This window comes from Streptomyces sp. NRRL F-2580 (assembly GCF_000720115.1).
Lineage (GTDB): Bacteria > Actinomycetota > Actinomycetes > Streptomycetales > Streptomycetaceae > Streptomyces.
In genome coordinates, this window is record NZ_JOIR01000046.1 from 16,044 (window position 1) to 33,907 (window position 17,864).

At 71.5% G+C, this 17,864-nt stretch carries 18 protein-coding genes; 12 read left to right on the top strand and 6 right to left on the bottom strand.

What is annotated here, in order from left to right:
• The first annotated feature begins 354 nt into the window (after window positions 1-354).
• Both IF88_RS0134365 and IF88_RS0134370 read left to right on the top strand, forming a co-directional pair.
• Complete coding sequence (locus IF88_RS0134365) at window positions 355-1,587, top strand: tryptophan 2,3-dioxygenase family protein (protein WP_158754753.1); 1,233 nt, start codon at window positions 355-357, stop codon at window positions 1,585-1,587.
• A gap of 148 nt (window positions 1,588-1,735) precedes the next feature.
• On the top strand, window positions 1,736-2,389 hold the full coding sequence (locus tag IF88_RS0134370; RefSeq protein ID WP_051838049.1) for an alpha/beta fold hydrolase: 654 nt from the start codon (window positions 1,736-1,738) through the stop codon (window positions 2,387-2,389).
• 224 nt (window positions 2,390-2,613) lie between these two features.
• Here the strand turns inward: IF88_RS0134370 and IF88_RS0134375 are convergent, their stop codons facing one another.
• A complete protein-coding gene (locus IF88_RS0134375) occupies window positions 2,614-3,204 on the bottom strand; it encodes a cysteine hydrolase family protein (RefSeq protein WP_030721722.1) in 591 nt (196 codons plus the stop codon).
• Between the two features lie 226 nt (window positions 3,205-3,430).
• On the opposite strand from IF88_RS0134375, the gene IF88_RS0134380 reads away from it, so the two are divergent.
• Window positions 3,431-4,420, top strand: coding sequence for a GlxA family transcriptional regulator (locus IF88_RS0134380; RefSeq protein ID WP_030721725.1), 990 nt, complete (start codon window positions 3,431-3,433; stop codon window positions 4,418-4,420).
• 274 nt (window positions 4,421-4,694) lie between these two features.
• On the opposite strand, the gene IF88_RS0134385 is transcribed toward IF88_RS0134380, so the two are convergent.
• Complete coding sequence (locus IF88_RS0134385; RefSeq protein WP_051838069.1) at window positions 4,695-6,023, bottom strand: hypothetical protein; 1,329 nt, start codon at window positions 6,021-6,023, stop codon at window positions 4,695-4,697.
• Window positions 6,024-6,155: 132 nt separating this feature from the next.
• Between IF88_RS0134385 and IF88_RS0134390 the strand changes: the two genes are divergently transcribed.
• Window positions 6,156-6,935 carry a 4'-phosphopantetheinyl transferase family protein gene (locus IF88_RS0134390; RefSeq protein WP_063754882.1) on the top strand — a complete coding sequence of 260 codons (780 nt, stop codon included), beginning with the start codon at window positions 6,156-6,158 and terminating at the stop codon, window positions 6,933-6,935.
• Here the strand turns inward: IF88_RS0134390 and IF88_RS0134395 are convergent.
• Window positions 6,869-7,705, bottom strand: a complete 837-nt coding sequence (locus tag IF88_RS0134395; protein ID WP_030721735.1) for a creatininase family protein — start codon at window positions 7,703-7,705, stop codon at window positions 6,869-6,871. The two genes, IF88_RS0134390 and IF88_RS0134395, sit on opposite strands and share 67 nt — an antisense overlap.
• Before the next feature lie 585 nt (window positions 7,706-8,290).
• On the opposite strand from IF88_RS0134395, the gene IF88_RS0134400 reads away from it, so the two are divergent.
• Window positions 8,291-8,962, top strand: a complete 672-nt coding sequence (locus IF88_RS0134400) for a hypothetical protein (RefSeq protein ID WP_051838051.1) — start codon at window positions 8,291-8,293, stop codon at window positions 8,960-8,962.
• On the opposite strand, the gene IF88_RS49720 is transcribed toward IF88_RS0134400, so the two are convergent.
• Window positions 8,922-9,899, bottom strand: coding sequence for a terpene synthase family protein (locus tag IF88_RS49720; RefSeq protein ID WP_420711025.1), 978 nt, complete (start codon window positions 9,897-9,899; stop codon window positions 8,922-8,924). The two genes, IF88_RS0134400 and IF88_RS49720, sit on opposite strands and share 41 nt — an antisense overlap.
• A 228-nt stretch (window positions 9,900-10,127) precedes the next feature.
• Here IF88_RS49720 and IF88_RS0134410 point away from each other — a divergent pair, with 228 nt between their 5' ends.
• The 3 genes from IF88_RS0134410 (at window position 10,128) to IF88_RS0134420 (ending at window position 12,587) form a co-directional block, all read left to right on the top strand.
• Window positions 10,128-11,612, top strand: a complete 1,485-nt coding sequence (locus IF88_RS0134410) for an amidohydrolase family protein (protein WP_030721744.1) — start codon at window positions 10,128-10,130, stop codon at window positions 11,610-11,612.
• Between the two features lie 71 nt (window positions 11,613-11,683).
• Window positions 11,684-12,082, top strand: coding sequence for a hypothetical protein (locus tag IF88_RS0134415; protein ID WP_030721747.1), 399 nt, complete (start codon window positions 11,684-11,686; stop codon window positions 12,080-12,082).
• Between the two features lie 238 nt (window positions 12,083-12,320).
• On the top strand, window positions 12,321-12,587 hold the full coding sequence (locus IF88_RS0134420; protein ID WP_030721749.1) for a hypothetical protein: 267 nt from the start codon (window positions 12,321-12,323) through the stop codon (window positions 12,585-12,587).
• Between the two features lie 108 nt (window positions 12,588-12,695).
• Here IF88_RS0134420 and IF88_RS0134425 read toward each other — a convergent pair whose 3' ends face one another.
• Window positions 12,696-13,145 (bottom strand): DUF2809 domain-containing protein, encoded by a 450-nt coding sequence (locus IF88_RS0134425; RefSeq protein ID WP_030721752.1) that lies wholly within the window; start codon window positions 13,143-13,145, stop codon window positions 12,696-12,698.
• A gap of 247 nt (window positions 13,146-13,392) precedes the next feature.
• Here IF88_RS0134425 and IF88_RS0134430 point away from each other — a divergent pair, with 247 nt between their 5' ends.
• From IF88_RS0134430 to IF88_RS0134440, 3 genes are all read left to right on the top strand, one after another.
• Window positions 13,393-13,938, top strand: a complete 546-nt coding sequence (locus IF88_RS0134430) for a hypothetical protein (protein WP_234323799.1) — start codon at window positions 13,393-13,395, stop codon at window positions 13,936-13,938.
• A 238-nt stretch (window positions 13,939-14,176) separates the two neighbouring features.
• The gene (locus tag IF88_RS0134435; RefSeq protein WP_158754755.1) at window positions 14,177-14,521 is read left to right on the top strand and encodes a hypothetical protein; all 345 of its coding nucleotides are present in this window, start codon (window positions 14,177-14,179) and stop codon (window positions 14,519-14,521) included.
• The gene (locus IF88_RS0134440) at window positions 14,518-15,147 is read left to right on the top strand and encodes a hypothetical protein (protein ID WP_234323800.1); all 630 of its coding nucleotides are present in this window, start codon (window positions 14,518-14,520) and stop codon (window positions 15,145-15,147) included. Before IF88_RS0134435 ends, IF88_RS0134440 begins: the two co-directional genes overlap by 4 nt.
• Before the next feature lie 66 nt (window positions 15,148-15,213).
• On the opposite strand, the gene IF88_RS0134445 is transcribed toward IF88_RS0134440, so the two are convergent.
• Complete coding sequence (locus IF88_RS0134445) at window positions 15,214-16,545, bottom strand: sensor histidine kinase (RefSeq protein WP_051838053.1); 1,332 nt, start codon at window positions 16,543-16,545, stop codon at window positions 15,214-15,216.
• Window positions 16,546-16,946: 401 nt separating this feature from the next.
• On the opposite strand from IF88_RS0134445, the gene IF88_RS0134450 reads away from it, so the two are divergent.
• Window positions 16,947-17,756: a polysaccharide deacetylase family protein gene (locus tag IF88_RS0134450; protein ID WP_030721769.1), complete on the top strand. Its 810-nt coding sequence runs from the start codon at window positions 16,947-16,949 to the stop codon at window positions 17,754-17,756.
• The last annotated feature ends 108 nt before the right edge of the window (window positions 17,757-17,864 follow it).

Sequence of the window (17,864 nt, forward strand, 5' to 3'; positions counted from 1 at the left end):
ACGGAGTGACGCAAGAGTGGCTCACCGAAGTGGGAGCGCCGGTGGACCATATGCCGTCGGACGCCGTCGCGTCCATGACGTACCCGCAGGTCGGAGGGGCGGGTCCGGTTCGGCGCCCCCTTCGGCGGGGGCCGCTGCGGGGGCGGCAGGAGGCCGTGGGTGTGGTGCGGGGCGGGGTGTCAAGACACGAATGTCCGAGTCATGACGTGAGGGCTTTCGGTCACGCCTACTGAAATCTCCTGCCTCACTCGGAGCGTGTGGGGCCCGCCGGAGCGTGTGAGGAGTCGATGGGTGATGAATTCCGAATGCCGTGCTCACCAGTGTGCCGATCAGCCCAGCGTCGGTCCGTGCCCGTTGACTTTCGAGGAAGTGGAGCGGTGGGCGGCCGCCGGGCAGGTCGACGGCGATCTGGACGGGATTCACCTGGCCCGGGTGATCACGGAGGAGGTGAGGCGGGCTGGGAAGCATTTTCTGCCGCGGCCTTTCCTGCTTCAGCTGAGTGAGATCCGCCGCCGGCACGCCACCGGCCGCCGGCCTTTTCTGCGGGCCTTTCTCGACTGCCTGCTCGACAAGCACGAGGAGCGTTACTGGAACCGGTCGTACCTTTCCCTGCCGCTGCTGGAGCTCATCTCGGACGAGCCGGGGCACGGGCCGGGGCCGAACCGGCTGGCGACCTGGCTCATATCCGATGTGGTGCGTTTCGAGATGCAGAGCGCGGCCGCACCGCAGGAACCGGCGGACTCGGCCTGGGACCGGGACCGGCCCGGGGCGGTGACCTTGCGCAAGCGGCTGCGGCACGCCCTGCGGTTCGTGGCGCACGACCACGACGGACTGGACGTCGAGGACCTGAGCCCGCGCGCCGCCGAGCTGCTTCCGCGGCCCGCGGCGACGGAGGCGGGGCGCTGGTTCGAGGTGACGGTGCAGCCCGTGTACGTGCTGCACGACGAGTACTTCTTCATGCGTGCGCTGCAGGCCCACGAGATGGTGTTCACGGCGATCGCGCAGGACATGCGGGCGGCGATCGCGGCGTTGCGCGACGGCTGTCTGGAGCCGGCGGCCATGTGTGTGGACCGGGCGGCCGCCTCGTTCGAGCGGGCTTCGGCGCTGTTCAGGCTGGTGGCGACGATGCGGCCGGAGCATTTCGACGGGTTCCGGGAGTTCACTCAGGGCGCGAGTGCCATTCAGTCCGAGCAGTACAAGCGGTTCGAGATCCTGTGCGGCCTCCCGCACGCCGAGCGTCTGGGATCGGAGGCGTTCACGAGTGTTGCGGCCGTACGGGCCGAGGCGCAGGACGAGGGCCATGACACCGTCACGCAGGCGTATCTCGACCTTCGCCGCAGGGCTCGTTTCAGCTGGACGGACTGGAACCTCTTCCGCACGGCGCTGGGCGGGCTGGAGGAGCGGCACCAGCGGTGGAAGTCCACGCACCGCGGTCTCGCGACGCGGATGCTCGGGAGTGCGCGCGGCTCGGGTGGCACCGAAGGAGTGCCGTACCTGACGCAGTGCCTGGACAACCGGCTCTTCGGCCGACTGGGCGGTCAACGCGATCCCCGATGCGGGCAGGCCGAGCCCGGCACGAGCCACTGACGACACGCGGCGCGTACGGGGCGGCGGGCTGCGGCGGCAGCCCACTGTGGCGGAGGTGGGACGGGCGGCGGGCCTGTGGTGGCTGAGAGAGCGCGGCTGAGGCGTGGGCGGGCCTCCGGATGAGGGTGCGACTGCCGCCACCGTCCGTATGCTCGCCGTCCCGGGCGCCACCCTCCACTTCCAGAGCCAGGGCAGCGGCCCGGTCCTGCTCCTGTCCCAGAGCGGCGAGGGCGACGCGGAGCGCACCGCCGGCCTCGTCCCGCTGCTGGCCGACGCGTTCACCGTCGTCACCTACGACCGCCGCGGCCGTTCGCGCAGCACCCTCGACTCCCCCGCCCGGCCCGTCACCATGGCCGACCACGCCGACGACGTCGCCCGGCTGCTCGCCGAGGTCACCGGCGGGCCGGCCCTGATGGCCGGGTTCAGCACGGGCGCCGCGATCGGCCTGCAGGCCGCGGTCCGCCACCACCGGGGCCTGCTGCGCACCCTGATCGCACACGAGCCGGTGATGCCGGGCCTGCTGCCCGAGGCGGAGTGCGCCGAGCACGCCGGCGAGCTGACGGCCATCCAGGCCCCCTACGCGGCCGGGGGCCTGACGGCGGCCCTCCCCGCGATCACGGCGCACCTCGGCATCGACGCGGCGCCCGACGAGACCGGCCACCGGCCGCACCACCCGCCCCACCGTCCACACGTACCACAGCGCACGGGCACTGGCCGCCCCGACTGGGCACCGAGCCCGTCGAGTTCCCCGGCGGCCGCAACGGCAACACGGCCTTCCCCCGGGCAACCGCACAGCTCCTGAAGGAACTCCTGCTCGCCCGCTAACACCGGGGACGGCTACACCTCAGCCTCCGATCCCGCGCCGGTCGGGACGCTGGGCGGGGCATGTCGTCCGGCACGCCCTAAGGGACCGGACGGCAGCGGGCCGGATGGTGGAGAGGTGGGCGCGCCGCTGCCGACGGCCGATCCCGAGACCACGCTGAGCCCCGGCGCGTGGACGCTTCCTGACGGCCTCACGCCTGTCGGTCAGCCCAGGGCCGCGGCGGACGGCACGACCATGCCGTACAGGTCCTCGACCGTGGCGAGCGCCCCGTGGTGGAGCTGGATGGCCGGCACCTCGACACCGGCGGCCCCCAGGGGGCGGGTGGCCGAGGCGTCCGCGACCACGGTGGGCCGGTTGCCCCGCAGGAACGCGCCGGCCGCCGTGTACTGCACGCACATGTGGGTCATGAACCCGGCGAGGACCAGGTCGGTGTTCCCGGCACGGTCGACTACCTCGCCCAGGGTCGTCTCATGGAAGGCGTTGGGGGTGGTCTTGACGACGACCTGCTCACCCTCGGCCGGCGCCACGGCCGGGTGGATCCGGCCGATCTCGGCCCGGATGTCGTACGGGGTGCCCTCGCCGCCGTCGTTGACGACGTGGACGACGGTCGCGCCCGCCTCCCGGGCCCGGGCCAGCAGCTCGACGGCGGCGTCCAGCGCCTCCTTCCAGCCCTCCAGCTCCATCACACCCCGGGTGTAGGTGTTCTGGTAGTCGATCAGGACCACGGTCGCCGCAGCCAGGGAGGCCGGGCTCTGGTCAAAGCCGTTCAGTTCACGCAGGGTCGTCGAAGACATGCCACACCGTTCCGGATCGTGTATCGAAAAGAGGGGACGGGCCACACGCGGTGGCGCACCACCCACGCTACGAACCCCGTCCGCATGGCGGCAATGTCACGCAACTTGCAGATACCGACATCACCGTGATGTCGTGCCACCACCACCCCCACCCCTGCTTCTCTCCGCCTGCACCTTCGGCTTCGGCTTCGGCTTCGGCTTCGCCCCTGACTGGACGGACATCCCTATGAGCAGCCTGAACCGGCTCTTCGTCGTGCTCCTCTTCGACGGCGTCGACCTGCTCGACGTCACCGGCCCCCCGGAGGTGTTCGCCCTGCTGCAGCGGGAGACCGGCAGCGCGCAGGGCTACCACGTGGTGCTCGCCGCCGAGACCATGGACGCCGTCACCACGTCCGCCGGGGTGCGGATCCTGCCCGACCTCACCTTCGAAGAGGCCGCGGCGCGCAGCATCGACACCCTCATGGTTCCCGGCTCCGTCGAGATCGACGGCCAGTCGCGCGTCCACGCCGTCACCGATGCGACCGTGGTGCACTGGGTGAAGGAGCTGGCGGGCAGGTCCCGGCGCATCGCGTCGGTGTGCGTGGGGGCGCACTTGCTGGCGGCCGCCGGGCTCCTCGACGGCAGACGCGCCACCACTCACTGGTCGACCGCGCAGCAGCTCGCCGCCGAACACCCGGCCGTCGAGGTCGACGCCGACCCCATCTTCATCCGCGACCAGGACGTGTGGACCGGAGCCGGGATCACCGCGTGCCTGGACCTGTCGCTGGCACTGGTCGCCGAGGACTTCGGCGAGGCGATCGCGCTGCGCGTCGCCCGGCAGCTGGTGATGTACCTCAAGCGTCCCAGTGGGCAGAGCCAGTTCAGCGTCCCGATCGAGCCGCTTTCCACGACCCGGCGCATGGACGGCATCCGCCATTACATCACCGGCAACATCGCCGGCCGGCTCACCGTCACCGACCTCGCCGAGCACGCCCATGTCAGCGAACGGCAACTCACCCGCATCTTCAAAACCGAACTGGGCACGACACCGGCCGCCTACATCGAAGCGGCCCGCGTCGAGGCGGCGCGCAACCACCTCGAATCCACCGACGACACCCTGGAACGCGTCGCATCAGCCTGTGGCTTCAACACCCCCGACACCCTCATCCGTGCGTTCCGCCGCAAACTGAACACCACCCCCACCGAATACCGCAGCCGCTTCCGCCACACCCCATGACCATCCACTCCCCTCCCACCGCCATTCACCTCCGCACACCTCGCTCACCAGCCCTGATGGCAGCCATGAGGGGCAGCTGTGAAGGTGTGGTGAGAGTCGGGTGAGGGTGAAGGCCCCACGAAAGCGGCAGTGCGGGCGGCGGTGAGTGCCCGGACAGGGGTGGTGTCCCGGCTCCGGGGCCTCGACCAAAGGGGACATAGCGGTCAGAAGGCCGGGGACGGCGGGTAGTGGATGTCCTCGGCGAATACTGACAAAACACGCCCGGTTCCGGGGGCTACGGGTGCAGGGCGCCGGGCCGGTCAGCGATGCGCAGCGCCTCCAGCCGCCGCTCGGCCAGACGCAGATGACGGGGGTCCGGCAGCGGCAGGACCCGCAGGAGAGCGACCAGGTCGGGACCGAACTCCCGTACGAGGGCACGGTCCCTGAGCTGCGCCCAGCAGTACAGGGCGCCGGCCGCGGCGGCGTGCACCTCCAAAGCACCGGCGCCCTGGCGTGCCAGACGGGCCTGACCCGCACTGATCCACAGCCGGGTCGCCGAGGGGAAATCACTCGCCATTCGCGCCAGATCAGCACGAATCTCTGCCCACCCGATGGCCTCCGCTGAGGCATGCCCGCACGTCCGCAGCACGTGCTCCTCCCACATCCGGGCAAGCTCGGCCGCCTCCTCATGACGACCGTCCACGGCCAAGGCATGAATGAACGGCCGCGGATCCCCACCCCCACCACGAACCAATTCGTACCCCGAAGCCGGTCCGGAGTCCGGTACAGGGGCAGGTACAAGGGCCGACGCGGAGCCCGGCACGGAGACCGGTGCGGCTGCCGGCTGCTGCGGCTGCTCGGGGTGTGGTGACTGGTGAGGGGCGTGTGCCTGTGGGGGGTGTCCGGGTTCCTGCTGCGGGCCGGGGCGCATGCCGAGCTCACGCGCGGTCGGCAGGACGAGCGTTCCCGGGGGCAACGCCGCCGCCGACACCGCGAGCGCATGCACCTGGACATTGGCCGGCCGGCCCGGCCCGCGGCGCAGCTGCTCGATCCAATGCCGGGTGTAGCCGCTCACCGCAGCGCCCGCCGCGGCCGGGGCGAAGGCCGGCGGGCAGACCACCCCGTACACCTCCGCCGACTCGGAAACCGGCAGACTGGCGTACTCCTGAAGCAACGGCCACGCGCTCTTGTCCGCGACGAGGTCGACCACCACCGTGGTGAGCCCCGCCGGACGCCCCCGCAGCTCAGCACCCAGCCACTCCCACGGCAGCGCGCTGTAACGGACCGTGCCCGCCGTCGTCCCGGCCAGCGCGAAACACAACCCACCGCCACGACGATCCACCGTCAGCCGACCTGAGAGATAGACCAGCAACGGGCCACGCGTCGCGGCAGCCGCCCGCAACCGCGTCAACACCGTATTCGGGTCACGCGCCCCGTCCAAACAGACCGTGTCACACGGCACGTCACTACCCAGCAGTACCGAACCCGGCACCATCGCGAGCGCCGCGACATTGGCGCTCGGCGCCAACTGCACAACACGCCGACGCACGGCCACATCACCCGCCACCACGAGGACATGCCCCCGCCCCTGCCCCTGCACGTGCCCCGCTCCGCTCAAGTACATGAACAGACCGTACTCACACCACACACCGCCGCATCACCCGCACGCCCAAACCCCCTTCGCCGATGGCGCGACCAACGACCGGCCGGACCACACCCGCCCCGGACGCCCGCCGGCTGGTCTACCCTCGGACAGGTGATCGAGCGCGTGAATCAACTCGGCGGCCAGCCACCACACATCGGACCGGCCCCCACCGACAGCACCCCCGTCGTCTGGGCCTGGGACACCACCACCGACACCCTCGGCGGACACCCCGTCAAAGACGCGGCAACCATCCTCGACGCAGACGAACGCACCCGCGCCGAACGCATGGTCAAGCCCGCAGACCGGCACCGCTACCTCGCCGCCCACCTCGGCCTACGCATCATCCTCGCCGCCTACCTCAGCCTCCCCCCGGAACGCATCCGCCTCACCCGCGAAGACTGCCCCACCTGCGGAGGACCCCACGGCCGCCCCACCACACCCGACAGCCCCCTCCACTACAACCTCTCCCACAGCGGCAACCTCGCCTACCTCGCGCTCGCCTCACGCCCCATCGGCATCGACATCGAACAGACCCCCACCCCCCAAACCGTCACCGACGTCCTCCACACCCTCCACCCCAAGGAAACCACCGAACTCCGCAACCTCCCCGAAGCCCAACGCCCCCAAGCCCTGGCGCGCATCTGGACCCGCAAGGAAGCCGCCCTCAAAGCCACCGGCCACGGCCTCGCCCAAGGCCTCACGCACCCCTACGTCAGCTCCCACCCCACCCCCGCCACGATCCCCGGCTACACCCTCACCGACCTCCCCGCCCCCCACGGCTACACCGCCGCCCTCGCCACCGCGAACGACCCCGAAGAGACCGGTCAACTTCCTCCGGCGGTGAGCGAGCCGGTCACGGTGTTGGCCATGGCGCGGGCCATGCGCTCGTAGAAGCGCCACAGGAACGGGTCTCGGGGGCTGGGAGCGCCGAAGTAGCCCTGCGGCGTCACCCTTCGGGCGTGTTCGCCGCCCTTGCGCCATTCCGCCAGGTCCGCCGGCCCGAGGCCGGTCGGCTGGAGTCCGGTCATGGCCTCGTAATCGACGAGCTCGGGGAACCAGCGCATCATCAGCGCGCTCTCGATCTCTTCGGCATGGACACCGAGTTCGCCGGACAGTGCCAGCCCTTCGAACAGAGGCCGCATGGCGAACGTGGCCAGAGCGGACGACTTCGCCGCCTCGCCCAGGCGGTCGGCGATGAAGTCGGGCTCGATGAGGACGACTCCCGTGCTCCCTTCCTCGTGTCGGGCCGTCACGACGTCGAGGAGCATGCGATTGTGCGCGATGTCGCCCTGATGGTTGATCACGAAAATGTGCCGGAATCCGTCGGTGGCGAGCGATTCCAAGATGTCGAAGTGCAGGGCGGCCGCTGTCTCCGGGCGGGTGCGGAACGTCCCGGCGAACGCGCCGGACACCTGGTTGACGCCCCAGAACACGGGCGGGGCGATCAGCGCCGGTACCTGCTGCCGGTCGAGCTCGTCCTTCACCATCCGGCACAGCTGGTAGGCGCCGTACGCGTCGGTGCCCAGCGGCAGATGCGGGCCGTGCTGCTCGATGACGCCCGTGGGCAGCAGGACGCACGTGCCTGCTGCTGCCGCTGCCTCCACCTGCGGGTAGGTGAGGTCGGCCATCGTCCCGGCGAAGACCGAGTATCCACTGTGCATGCACTTCCCCCGTACTCCATGTCCTGACCGGCCGGACCACCGATCGTGATCATTTTTGCCAGGACACGAAGCAGGTCACGAGCGGCGCCTACGCCGGAAATCGTTCCTGCGACTTGTGGGAACATCACAAATGGCCTCCGCCGAAATCGACTTCCCGTGGGCGTGACCCAATGCCCGGTCCGTCGTTGAACCGGATGGTCAAGCGAAGTGCACAACCAGGCCCCGGGACTCTTGTTCCGGGGCCTCGTGCGTGGCATCAGCACGAGCCGGAGGCGCCCAGCCCCCGGACTGCGGGCGTCCGCAACGCGCTGGTACGGTGCCGGTGTCCGGTTGATCCCGGACCTGACCCACAGACAGGGACGCACCTCGCAAGGGCGATCCTCCCGTTCGGTCGCCCCGCGAGCTCCTCACAGGCCCGCCTGCCGCGCCCCCGTGCACGGGCCGGGCCGCGCCCGGGCCGGACGTACGGGGCTCGCCGAAGGTGCACCGCGCCGGGGCCGTACGGCAGCGCCGAGCCGCCCGGCGGGACGGGCCACGCCCCGTGTGAGCGACCCACCACCCTCACCACTGCCGAAGGAAGCACGCATGACCGACCAGACTCCCCCCACCGCCACGGACACCGCCGCGGACCCGCTGCGCAACGTCTACCTGCGGCTGGCCGCCGCCGAGTCCATACCGCCGGAGGCCACCCACCAGTTCGGCTACCTGCGGCCCGTCGCCACCGACCTGCTGGAGGGCATCGCGTACGACACCCCGGACCAAGTCCGCCTGCTGGACGACCAGGACGTCGCCCGGGTGGACCGCGAAGTGCTCTACGCGGCCGCACGCGCCAACCTGCTGGCCGAACCGGTGGGTTACGACACGATCGAGCGGCCCGGTGGCGCCGTCCTCCACATCATCGGCGGCGATTCCGTCTACGCCGCCAGCAAGGCGCTCGTCTTCGAGGAGGCGGTCCGCGCCGCGGGCGGGCCCGAACTGCCCGCTGAGGGCGTTCTGCTGACGGTCCCGAACCGGCACAACCTCGTCTTCTACCCGCTCGCCGACCGCCATGTGGGCGAGGCCGTCAACGACCTCGCCCAGTTCGGTCTCGGCGCCTACGAGGACGGCCCCGGGCGCCTTTCGCCGCGGGTGTTCTGGTGGCGGGCGGGCAGGCTGACCACGATCACCGTCTTCGACGAGGAGACCAAGATGATGAGCATCGCCCCGCCGCCCGAACTCATGGACACGATGCGCCGCCTCGCCGGCACCGGGGCCTGACCTGTCGCTTGGTGACTTCGGTGCACTCGGCTCCGGGGCTCGTCCGGGTGGACGCCGGTGTCCACCCGATCCCCGGGGTCCTGACGCAGCAGGCGGGGAAGGTCCGCGGCTGCCGTACCCAGGCCGTGGGGGCGGGCCGACACCACATGGGGGTGGGGGCGTTTGTGCCGCCAGGCCCCGGGCCGGTAGCGGGTGGTGCGCGCGTGCCAGGCGTAGTCGCCGGCGAGCCAGTCCTTGAGGCCCTGGAGATAGCGAGCCTCGTGCAGCCGCTCCATGGCCGGCTGTTCGCGCACAGCCGTGGCAGGTCGAGACCGAGGGCGCGTCCGACGAGCTGCGCGGCCCAGACGGCGCCGCCGGCTCTGCCCCGCATGCCGATGTGGTCCACCAGGTCGGGGATCCGACCGAAGGCCAGGTTGTCGACCTCCCACAACGCGTCGTCGAACACGTTCGGCAGCCGCCCCGTCAGCCTCTTCCGCCAGGCCGTGTCCCTGCCCGCGCAGGTGCGGCCCATCAGATCCGCCGGCCCTCGCTCCACCGGGTTCGAGGGATCCGCCGCCCTCGGGTCGGCGGCGACTCGCCCCAGGTGGTCGAGGAAGACGCGCGCGCCTGCGGAGTCGCGGGAGCGTTTGAAGCGTTCCACGATCAGGTCGTCCAGGTACCAGCTCCACGCGTAGGAGCCGGCGAGGAGCTCCAACTCCGCTCCTCGGGCATCCGGGTGGGTCAGCGCGGCGAACAGGGCAAAGTCCGTTCCGGCGAACTCCACCTCGTCCCACACCCGCCATCGCGCATCGGGATGGCCCAGGATCCCCATCTCGACGACCCAGAGCAGGCCGTGACGGCGGGCCTCGTCGACATCGGGCCTGCACCGCGGCGGGTACGGAGGCACGAGATCACCGAACATGCCCCCACAGTGCTCTGCGGCCCCCCACGCCACCATCACACCCAGGAGTGACAACGGCCGAGGTGGGGACCGAGTGGTCGTCGGGCGGTACGGTCAGCGGCGGCATGGCCGGCACATGACGGGAACGGAAAATGTTTTCCGCAGACGCCTATCGAAAGGCCGTTCGCTGGGCATGCTGCGTGTGATCTCCCGCCGCTGCTCGACGCCCCCCACGGCGTCGCCCGGGCGGGCCTTCCGTTCTGAGCCCTCGGGAGGTAACACGCCATGCAGTCGATCCCCACACCGCCGTCGGCCCCCAGCCGGCGCGATCTGCTCACCGGCCTCGGTCTGGCCGCCGCCGCCCCGCTCGTCCTCGGCGTCACGGCCGGTCCCGCGCTCCGCGGCCGCCCCGCCCAACAGCCCGTCCAAGTCGACCAGATCGCCCAGTACGGCCAGGTCGGCGACCCCGTCCAGGGAGACCGGACGGTCCTGCTCCGCGGGGCCTCGCTGGTGCTCACCATGGACCCCGCCGTCGGAAACGGCCCCCTCGGCGCCGTCGAGAACGCCGACGTCCTGATGCAGAACGGCACCATCACCGCCGTGGGCACCGCCCTCCGGGCGCCGCGCGGCGCCCGGGTGGTGGACGCCTCGGGCAAGCTGGCCATGCCGGGATTCGTCGACACCCACACCCACCTCTGGCAGGCGGTGATCCGCGGTGGGTGTACCGACCGCGACCTGTTCGGCTGGTTCGAGGGGTGTACCGACCCCCAGCGCGGCCGGCTGACGCCCTCCGCCGTCCACAGCTTCGTGCGACTCGCCGCCCTCGACGCCGTCCAGTCGGGCGTGACCACGCTGGTGGACTGGGTGGACATCTTCTCGTACGACCTCATCGAGAGCTACGTACGGGCCCTGGCCGGCACCGGGGTGCGGTTCACCTACGCGATGTTCCCGCCCAAGCCCGACGGGGTGCTGGTCACGAGGGTGAAGAAGGAACTCGTCGACCCGGTTCCGCTCGGGTCCTTCCAGGTCGCCACGCATGCGGCCCGGGCCGTCCAGGACCTCAACCGCGCGCACTGGGACATCGCCCAGGACATGGGCGTCATGCTCAACTCCCATGTCCTGGAACGCCCCGAGCAGCGCGCCGACGACCCCATCGGGGTCCTCACCGACATCGGCGCGCTGGGGCCGCGGCTCCTCATCAACCACGCGATCCACCTCACCGACGCCGAGATCGCCGCAGTCGCCGAGCACGACGTGCGTGCGGCCCACTGCCCGCTGAGCAACATGCGGTTGGCCTCCGGCATCATGCGGCTGACCGAGTTCGGACGGCGGGGCGTCAAGGTCGGGCTCGGCCTGGACGGCGGGACCAACGACAGCTCGGACTTCCACGCGCTGATGAAGACGGCCATCGGCCTGCAACGCGCGCGGGCCACGGACGCCGGCGTCTTCCCTCAGGTGCACGACGTCCTGCGGATGGCCACGCTGGGCGGCGCCGAGGCCCTCGGCATCGCCGACCGGGTGGGTTCCCTGACCCCCGGCAAGCGGGCCGACGTCGTCGTCGTGGACCCGGCCGCCCTGAACTTCGCGCCGCGCTTCGACTGGGTCGGCCAGGTCGTCTTCAACGGGCGGCCCGAGAACGTCGACGCCGTGTTCGTGGACGGACGGGCGCTGAAGCTCGGCGGCCGTCTGGTGGAGGTCGACACGGACCGCGTCGTACGGGAGGCCGAAGCGGCCGCCGCCCGCCTCCGCGCCGCCGGCCAGGCCGGATAATGGCATCGCCCGGGGCCGCCGCCGTGCGCGTACGGGGTCGCGGCCCGACCGACCGGAGAGATGAAGGATCCATGACGCTCGAACAAGGCCAGCGGGTGAAACTGGCAGCAGACCTCAGGCTGTCCGGGTCGGTCGTTCTGGCCGAGGACCCCGCGGCGGACACGGGTGCCGTCGCCGGCTCGCTTTCCCTGGCGTCGGGCATCGAGGGCACCGTCGAGCGGGTGAACGATCCGCGGCAGGAGGAACAGAGCCATGAGGTCCGCGAGTACGTACGCCTCAAGTCGCTACTCGACGACTTCGGCCACCAGATGCCCACGGGGACCAGGAAGCAGCTCGAAGAGCAGGTCAGCGCACTGGAACCCGAGTGGGTCGCCCATCAGGAGCAGAAGCTCCGCGTGACGGTCCGCGTCCGGTTCGACAACGGGTTCGTCCTCGACGACGCGCACGAAGGGGTCTTCGCCTCCGCCTGACCTCCCGGATCACGGTCTTGTGGTGCTCCGAGAGGGCAGGGGGCACTTCAAGGACGCACCCTCTCGGGTGAGGCGACCACACGCCCGACACGCGCGGCGGGCCACGGAGGGTCCGCCTCCGCGCGGCCCGGGTGAAGGCGCGCCTTCGTGGCCGCCCGGCAGCGCGGCCGGTGGCACTCTCGCCGTGTCCTGCCGCGCGAGCGCGCGATACCCGCGTCCGGCAGACGACACTGGACCCATGAGCGAGCACCGCTTCACCCTCGAACGCACCAGCGACGGCATCGCCCCGGCCGCTGCCCGTACACGCCACTACCCACACAACCTCCGATACGAGAGGCCGGCGGGTACCACCCGGACCAGCCCCGAGGGCCACACCCTGCGCGCTCTGTCCGACCTCACGGTGGTGACCTGTGCCTGCGGCCTCACGACCCCGGCGCTTCCGAACGACGACGCGCGGCTCCTCTACGAGGAGCACCGCAACGTGATCCGCGACGAGATGGCCTGAGGGCCGGCTCTACGGCCCACGCCTCGACGGCCACGGCCCAGGAAGGCCGGGCAGGGAGGGAGCGGGGCTTCCCGCTCCCCCTCCCGCCGCCCCGCGGCGCGGGGCGGGTCAGGTCCGCGCCGCGGCGCGGGCCCGAGCAGGACGCGCTCGGAGGGACCGCATCGCGGTGTGGAGCAGCCATCCGGCTGCCGCGCCCACCGAGTACCACAAGAGGTCCGGCGGGTTGAAGGTCGAACCGAGCACGAGGCGGGCGAGCGTGCTGCGTCGGGAGAGGTCCGCCGGCACCGAGCTGAGCTGGAGGAACTCGACCATGCAACTGACCGCCAGCGCACTTCCGGCGGCCCTCAGGGGCGATACCCGTGGCGCCACCAGCACGACAAGGCACAGCAGGAGCACGGTGTAGAGCGCATCTCCGCCGTACTTGGCCACGCTGCCCGTCGCCACGGCCCTGAGCCCCAGCCCCGCGCCGACGACCAGCAACGCGGCGCCCGATGCGGCCAGACGGGTCCGTACCCGGTCGGCGGCGGCACGGTCGCGGGTTTCGGGTAGGAGGGCCACGAGGTCATATTGCCAGCCGTACCGGCTCCGCCCTCCCGGGAGTCTGAGCACGCGGCCGCCCCGATCTGAGTACGCGCACTCATCCGTTCCCCGCGGCCTACCCCCACAATGATCACATCACCGCAGATCAGCGCCCGGGGATCCGTCATGTGCACGGCGCCCATGAAGCAGAACCCGGGCGCGTGCCGACGCACCTCCGCCTGGGGATGCGTCGGCACGCACGAGCAATCCTGGAGAACCGTTCACCATGGCAACACCGCAGCACCACGCGTCCGGCCAGGGCCCCGTACCGGGCAACCCCTACGGTGCCGCCGGAGGGTACGGCCAGACGCCGGCGGCGCCCTGGAACCAGGCGCCCGCGCCGGGCGGTTACGGAGCCCCGGCGGCCCCGACCCAGGTGCCGCGCTCGTGCCGCGCGTGCGGCGGGCAGTCTGCCGAGGACTTCAAGGTCCGGTCCCACGTGGGCATCCTCATCATGATGAAGTTCGAGCACCTGAACGGACCGTTCTGCCGCGCCTGCGGCATAGCGGTCGTCCGGCAGATGACCACCAGGACCCTGTGCCTGGGATGGTGGGGCCCGCTCTCCCTCGTGATCTTCAACCCGTTCACGCTCGTATGGAACCTGCTGGCCTACCGGAAGTTCAGCAAACTTCCCCCGTCGACGCCCGCCCCGGGACGCACCCACCTCGACACGGGCCCGGCGGTGCTCCGTCGGCCCCAGGCCTACGTGACCCTCATCCCCATCGCCTGGGCCGTCTGGATCATCTCCCAGGCACTGACACACTCCTCGTAGGCGAGCGCCGGCTCCGGCGGTCGCGCGGCACGAGTGCGCACGAGTCGGCACGAGTCCGACCACACCACCCAGCAGAGCGAAAGAAGAACACCACCGCATGGCGCACCACTCGCAGCCGCACCCCGCCGAAGTCCGCGGTCCCGTACCGCCACCGCGGAGCGGCGGTGCCGCCGCAGGCCGTCGCGCCGGTGTGATCCTCACGCCCCCGGGCCTCGACAAGACGAAGGGTCCGGAGCCCATGACGTTCACCCGTGAGGGCCGCCTGGCCCGGGTCGTCCCGTTCGCCTCCGGCGCCGGCCCGGTCCAGCTGAACCGGAGCAGACGCCTCGGTCGCACCGACCGTTACGACATCGCCTTCGACGGATCCACGGCCTACGTCGTCGCGGGCGACTCCATGAGCAGCAGCTCGGCACTGCCTCAGATCGTCGCCTTCGCCAGGACCCGGATCAGCACCGTGAAGGCACCCGACACGGCCCTGTCGACGGGCGGGGTCGCCGTCGACTACAGCGCCGGCAGCCTGGCCCTGACCGAACCGGGGCGGTACTCGTACGGAACCGTCATGTTCCGGTCCCCCGGCCCTTGACGGGCCGACAGCCGGCCGGGCTGAGCCGCGCGCGGGCCACTGCCGCCCGGCCCGGTGCGTCCCGGGCCGCACGTCTGATCACCGACGGGCTCGATCCCAAGACCTGGATCATCGCCGACACGCTCCTCATCGGATGGCACACCAGCCGCTTCGCCGGGATCGGATGGGGGCTCGGCGGCTGCCTGTTCGCCGCGGTCATTCCGCTGGCCTTCATCAAGTACGGCATTCGCCGCGGCCGCTGGGCCGACCGGCACGTCGGCCAGAGGCAGCAGCGGATCGTCGTGATGGCCTTCATCATCGCGTCGGTCGCCACCGGCACCGCGTTGCTGTGGGCCTTCGGCGCCCCCCAGACGATGATCGCGCTGATCGCGGCCATGCTGAGCACCCTGGGCGCGCTGCTCGCCGTGACCCCCGTCTGGAAGATCAGCGTGCACGCCGCCGTGTCCTCCGGAAGCGTGGCCATGCTCGCTCTGGCGTACGGGCCGTGGGTGCTCCTCGCCTGCCCGGTGGTCGCCGTCGTCGGCTGGTCACGGGTGGAGCTGAAGGACCACACCCCTGGCCAAGTGCTGGTGGGCGCCGCGGTGGGCGGGGCGGTCGCAGCCGGCACCTTCGCCCTGCTCCGGTAGCTCTCGGTTCGTCGGGGTGGCCCGTACGCCGACGGCACCTCGGGACCCCGGCGACCGCGGCGTTCCTCATCGGGAACGTACGTCCCCGAGGCCGGGGGTGGGGAGGGGGTCCGGGCGGTCGCCGTCGGTGGGTGACGGAAGGACGAGTCGGACCTCGAAGCCGCCGAGGGCGCGGGGGCCGGCGGTGACCGTCCCGCCGTAGATCTTCGCGCGTTCCCTCATCCCGATCAATCCGTGACCAGGTGTGATCACCTTGTCCGGCACCGAGTTGCCGCTTCCCTCGTCGGTGACCGACACCACGAGGGCGCGGCTCTCGTAGCGGATGGTGACGGCCGCCCTGGTCGGCCCCGCGTGCTTGAGCACGTTGGTCAGTGCCTCTTGGATCACGCGGAAGACGCACAGCGCCATGCCCTGCGGGAGTGGCGTGGGGGAACCGATGACCTCCATCGTGGCTTGGACCCCCGCGCCCCGCACCCGCTCGACCAGCCGGTCCAGCAGGTCCAGCCCGGGGGCGGGAGCGTAGGCACCGTCGTCCTCCGGCCCGTCGTCGGCATCGGCATCGGCATCGGCGTCGCAGTCGGAGTCGGCGTGGGCGTCGGCCGGATCCACCTGCCCTTCCGGTGGCCCTTCCTGGCCGACGCGGAGCAGTACGAGCATGCGGCGCATCTCCTCCAGCGCCTCTCTGCTGGTACGGGCGATGGTGTCCAGGGCCTGCCGGCTCACCGCCGGGTTCGTGGGGAACACGTACGAGGCCATGCCCGCCTGGAGCGAGATGACGGACATGTGGTGCGCGACCACGTCGTGTAGTTCCCGCGCGATGCGCACCCGCTCCTCCGTGAGCGCCTGGCGGGCGTTCTCCTCCTGTTGTCTGCGCAGTTGGAAGGTCAGTTCGGCGAACTGCCGGTTCCGCTCGGCCAGTCTTCCCGAGCCGCGCCCGACGACGAACACCACGGCCGGGAACAGGACGGCCTGGGCGAGGACGGTCGGCATGGAGCTGTTGTCGGCATTGCCCAGCCCCGCGTACACCCACGTCCCGGCCACGACCACCGCGCACACCAGGGACGTGCGCAGGTGACGGGTCGCCGCGACCGTGTACAGACCCAGGAGCGGGGGCATCGAGTTGATCACCGGCCAGTACCCGCAGGCGATGAACAGGATCCACAGCGCGCTGCTGGTGGCGAACACCCCGACGGGCGCGATTCGGCGGGCCAGCAGGACGAGACCCACCAGTACGGTGAGGACCGCCCCCAGCCCGTCCACGGCCTGCCATCCGGCGGGCGGCCGCTCCTGCCCCAGGAGCAGGCCCGCGCCGGCGTAGCCCAGCGCGAGCAGCGAGTCGACGACCAGCGACCGGTACCGCCCCGTGAGCTTGCCGAGGAACCCGATTCCAGCGCGCATCGCCGCAGCCTACGGGCCGCGGCCGAGGCAGGTACCCGGAATCCCGTCTCAGGCCGGCTGTGCCTGGACCTCTGCCGGCCTGTCGAGGCCCCACGCCCAGCCCGGCGGCACCACGCTCAAGATCGAGCGGCCACCGTCGAGGGGCGTCGGGTGACCGCGACGAAGATCCCGTTTCCGGGACGGCCTACCGGCCGACCGGTGACACTGCTCACACGTGAGGGGACACCGCGCGCCGCCCGACTCCCGCGGCGCGGGCGCGAACGCGGGTCAGGGCCTGCCTCACTCCCCCGGCGGGGCCGTCGAACGGGCCGATCGGACGAGGAACGGGCCCGGAGGGCATGACCTAGCCTGGATCGGCAACGCGAGATCCGGGGGGCCGAGCGCAAAGGAAGAGCGCGTCCATGGGCAAAACCACCAGTTCCGCACGCCGTCTGCGCGCGGGATCCGCCGCGGCGGCGGCCGTCCTCGGCCTCCTGGCGGCAGCCGGCACCCCGGCCCTGGCCGCGACGGACGACTCGGCGGGCCGGTCCCCCGTCACGCCCCCCGGCCGCCACTCCGCGGCCGTCGGAGGCTCGGGATCCGTCCAGGGCGTCGCCGGGGTCCCGCTGGGGATCTCCAGGCTGGCGCAGGGCGCGGGCCGCGACGTGGCGATCACCATCGACGACGGACCGGACCCCCGCTGGACGCCCCAGGTGCTCAAGGTGCTGCGGGAGAACCACGTCAAGGCCACCTTCTGCATGATCGGGACGAAGGTGCAGAAGCACCCGGACCTGGCGCGCGCGGTCGCCGCCGACGGGCACCGGCTGTGCAACCACTCCGTCGACCACGACGTGACGATGGACCACAAGCCCGTCGCCTACCAGCAGCAGCAGATACTCGATGCCAAGGCCATGATCGAGAAGGCCGTGCCGGGTGTCCCCGTCGGCTACTACCGCGCGCCTGGCGGAGCCTTCACCCCCGACAGCCGGGCGATCGCCGCGGCCAGCGGGATGCGGCCGCTGGGCTGGAGCGTGGACCCCAAGGACTGGAGCCGTCCGGGCCTGCCCGCGATCATCTCCGCCGTCGAGGACAAGCTCCCCCAGCAGCCGACCGTCCTCTTCCACGACGGGGGCGGAGACCGCAGCGAGACCGTCGCGGCGCTCAAGGAGTACCTGCCCTGGCTCACCGCGCACGGCTACACCTTCTCCTTCCCTGCCCGCACCACGCCGTAGTCCTGTCAGTGGTGGCCGGTACCGTGGGCCACCGGTGAGCGGACGGCGCGTGCGGGGCGGTACTGAAGGATCTCTCGGGGGAGCCGGAGGGCGAACGGAGGCGCATCG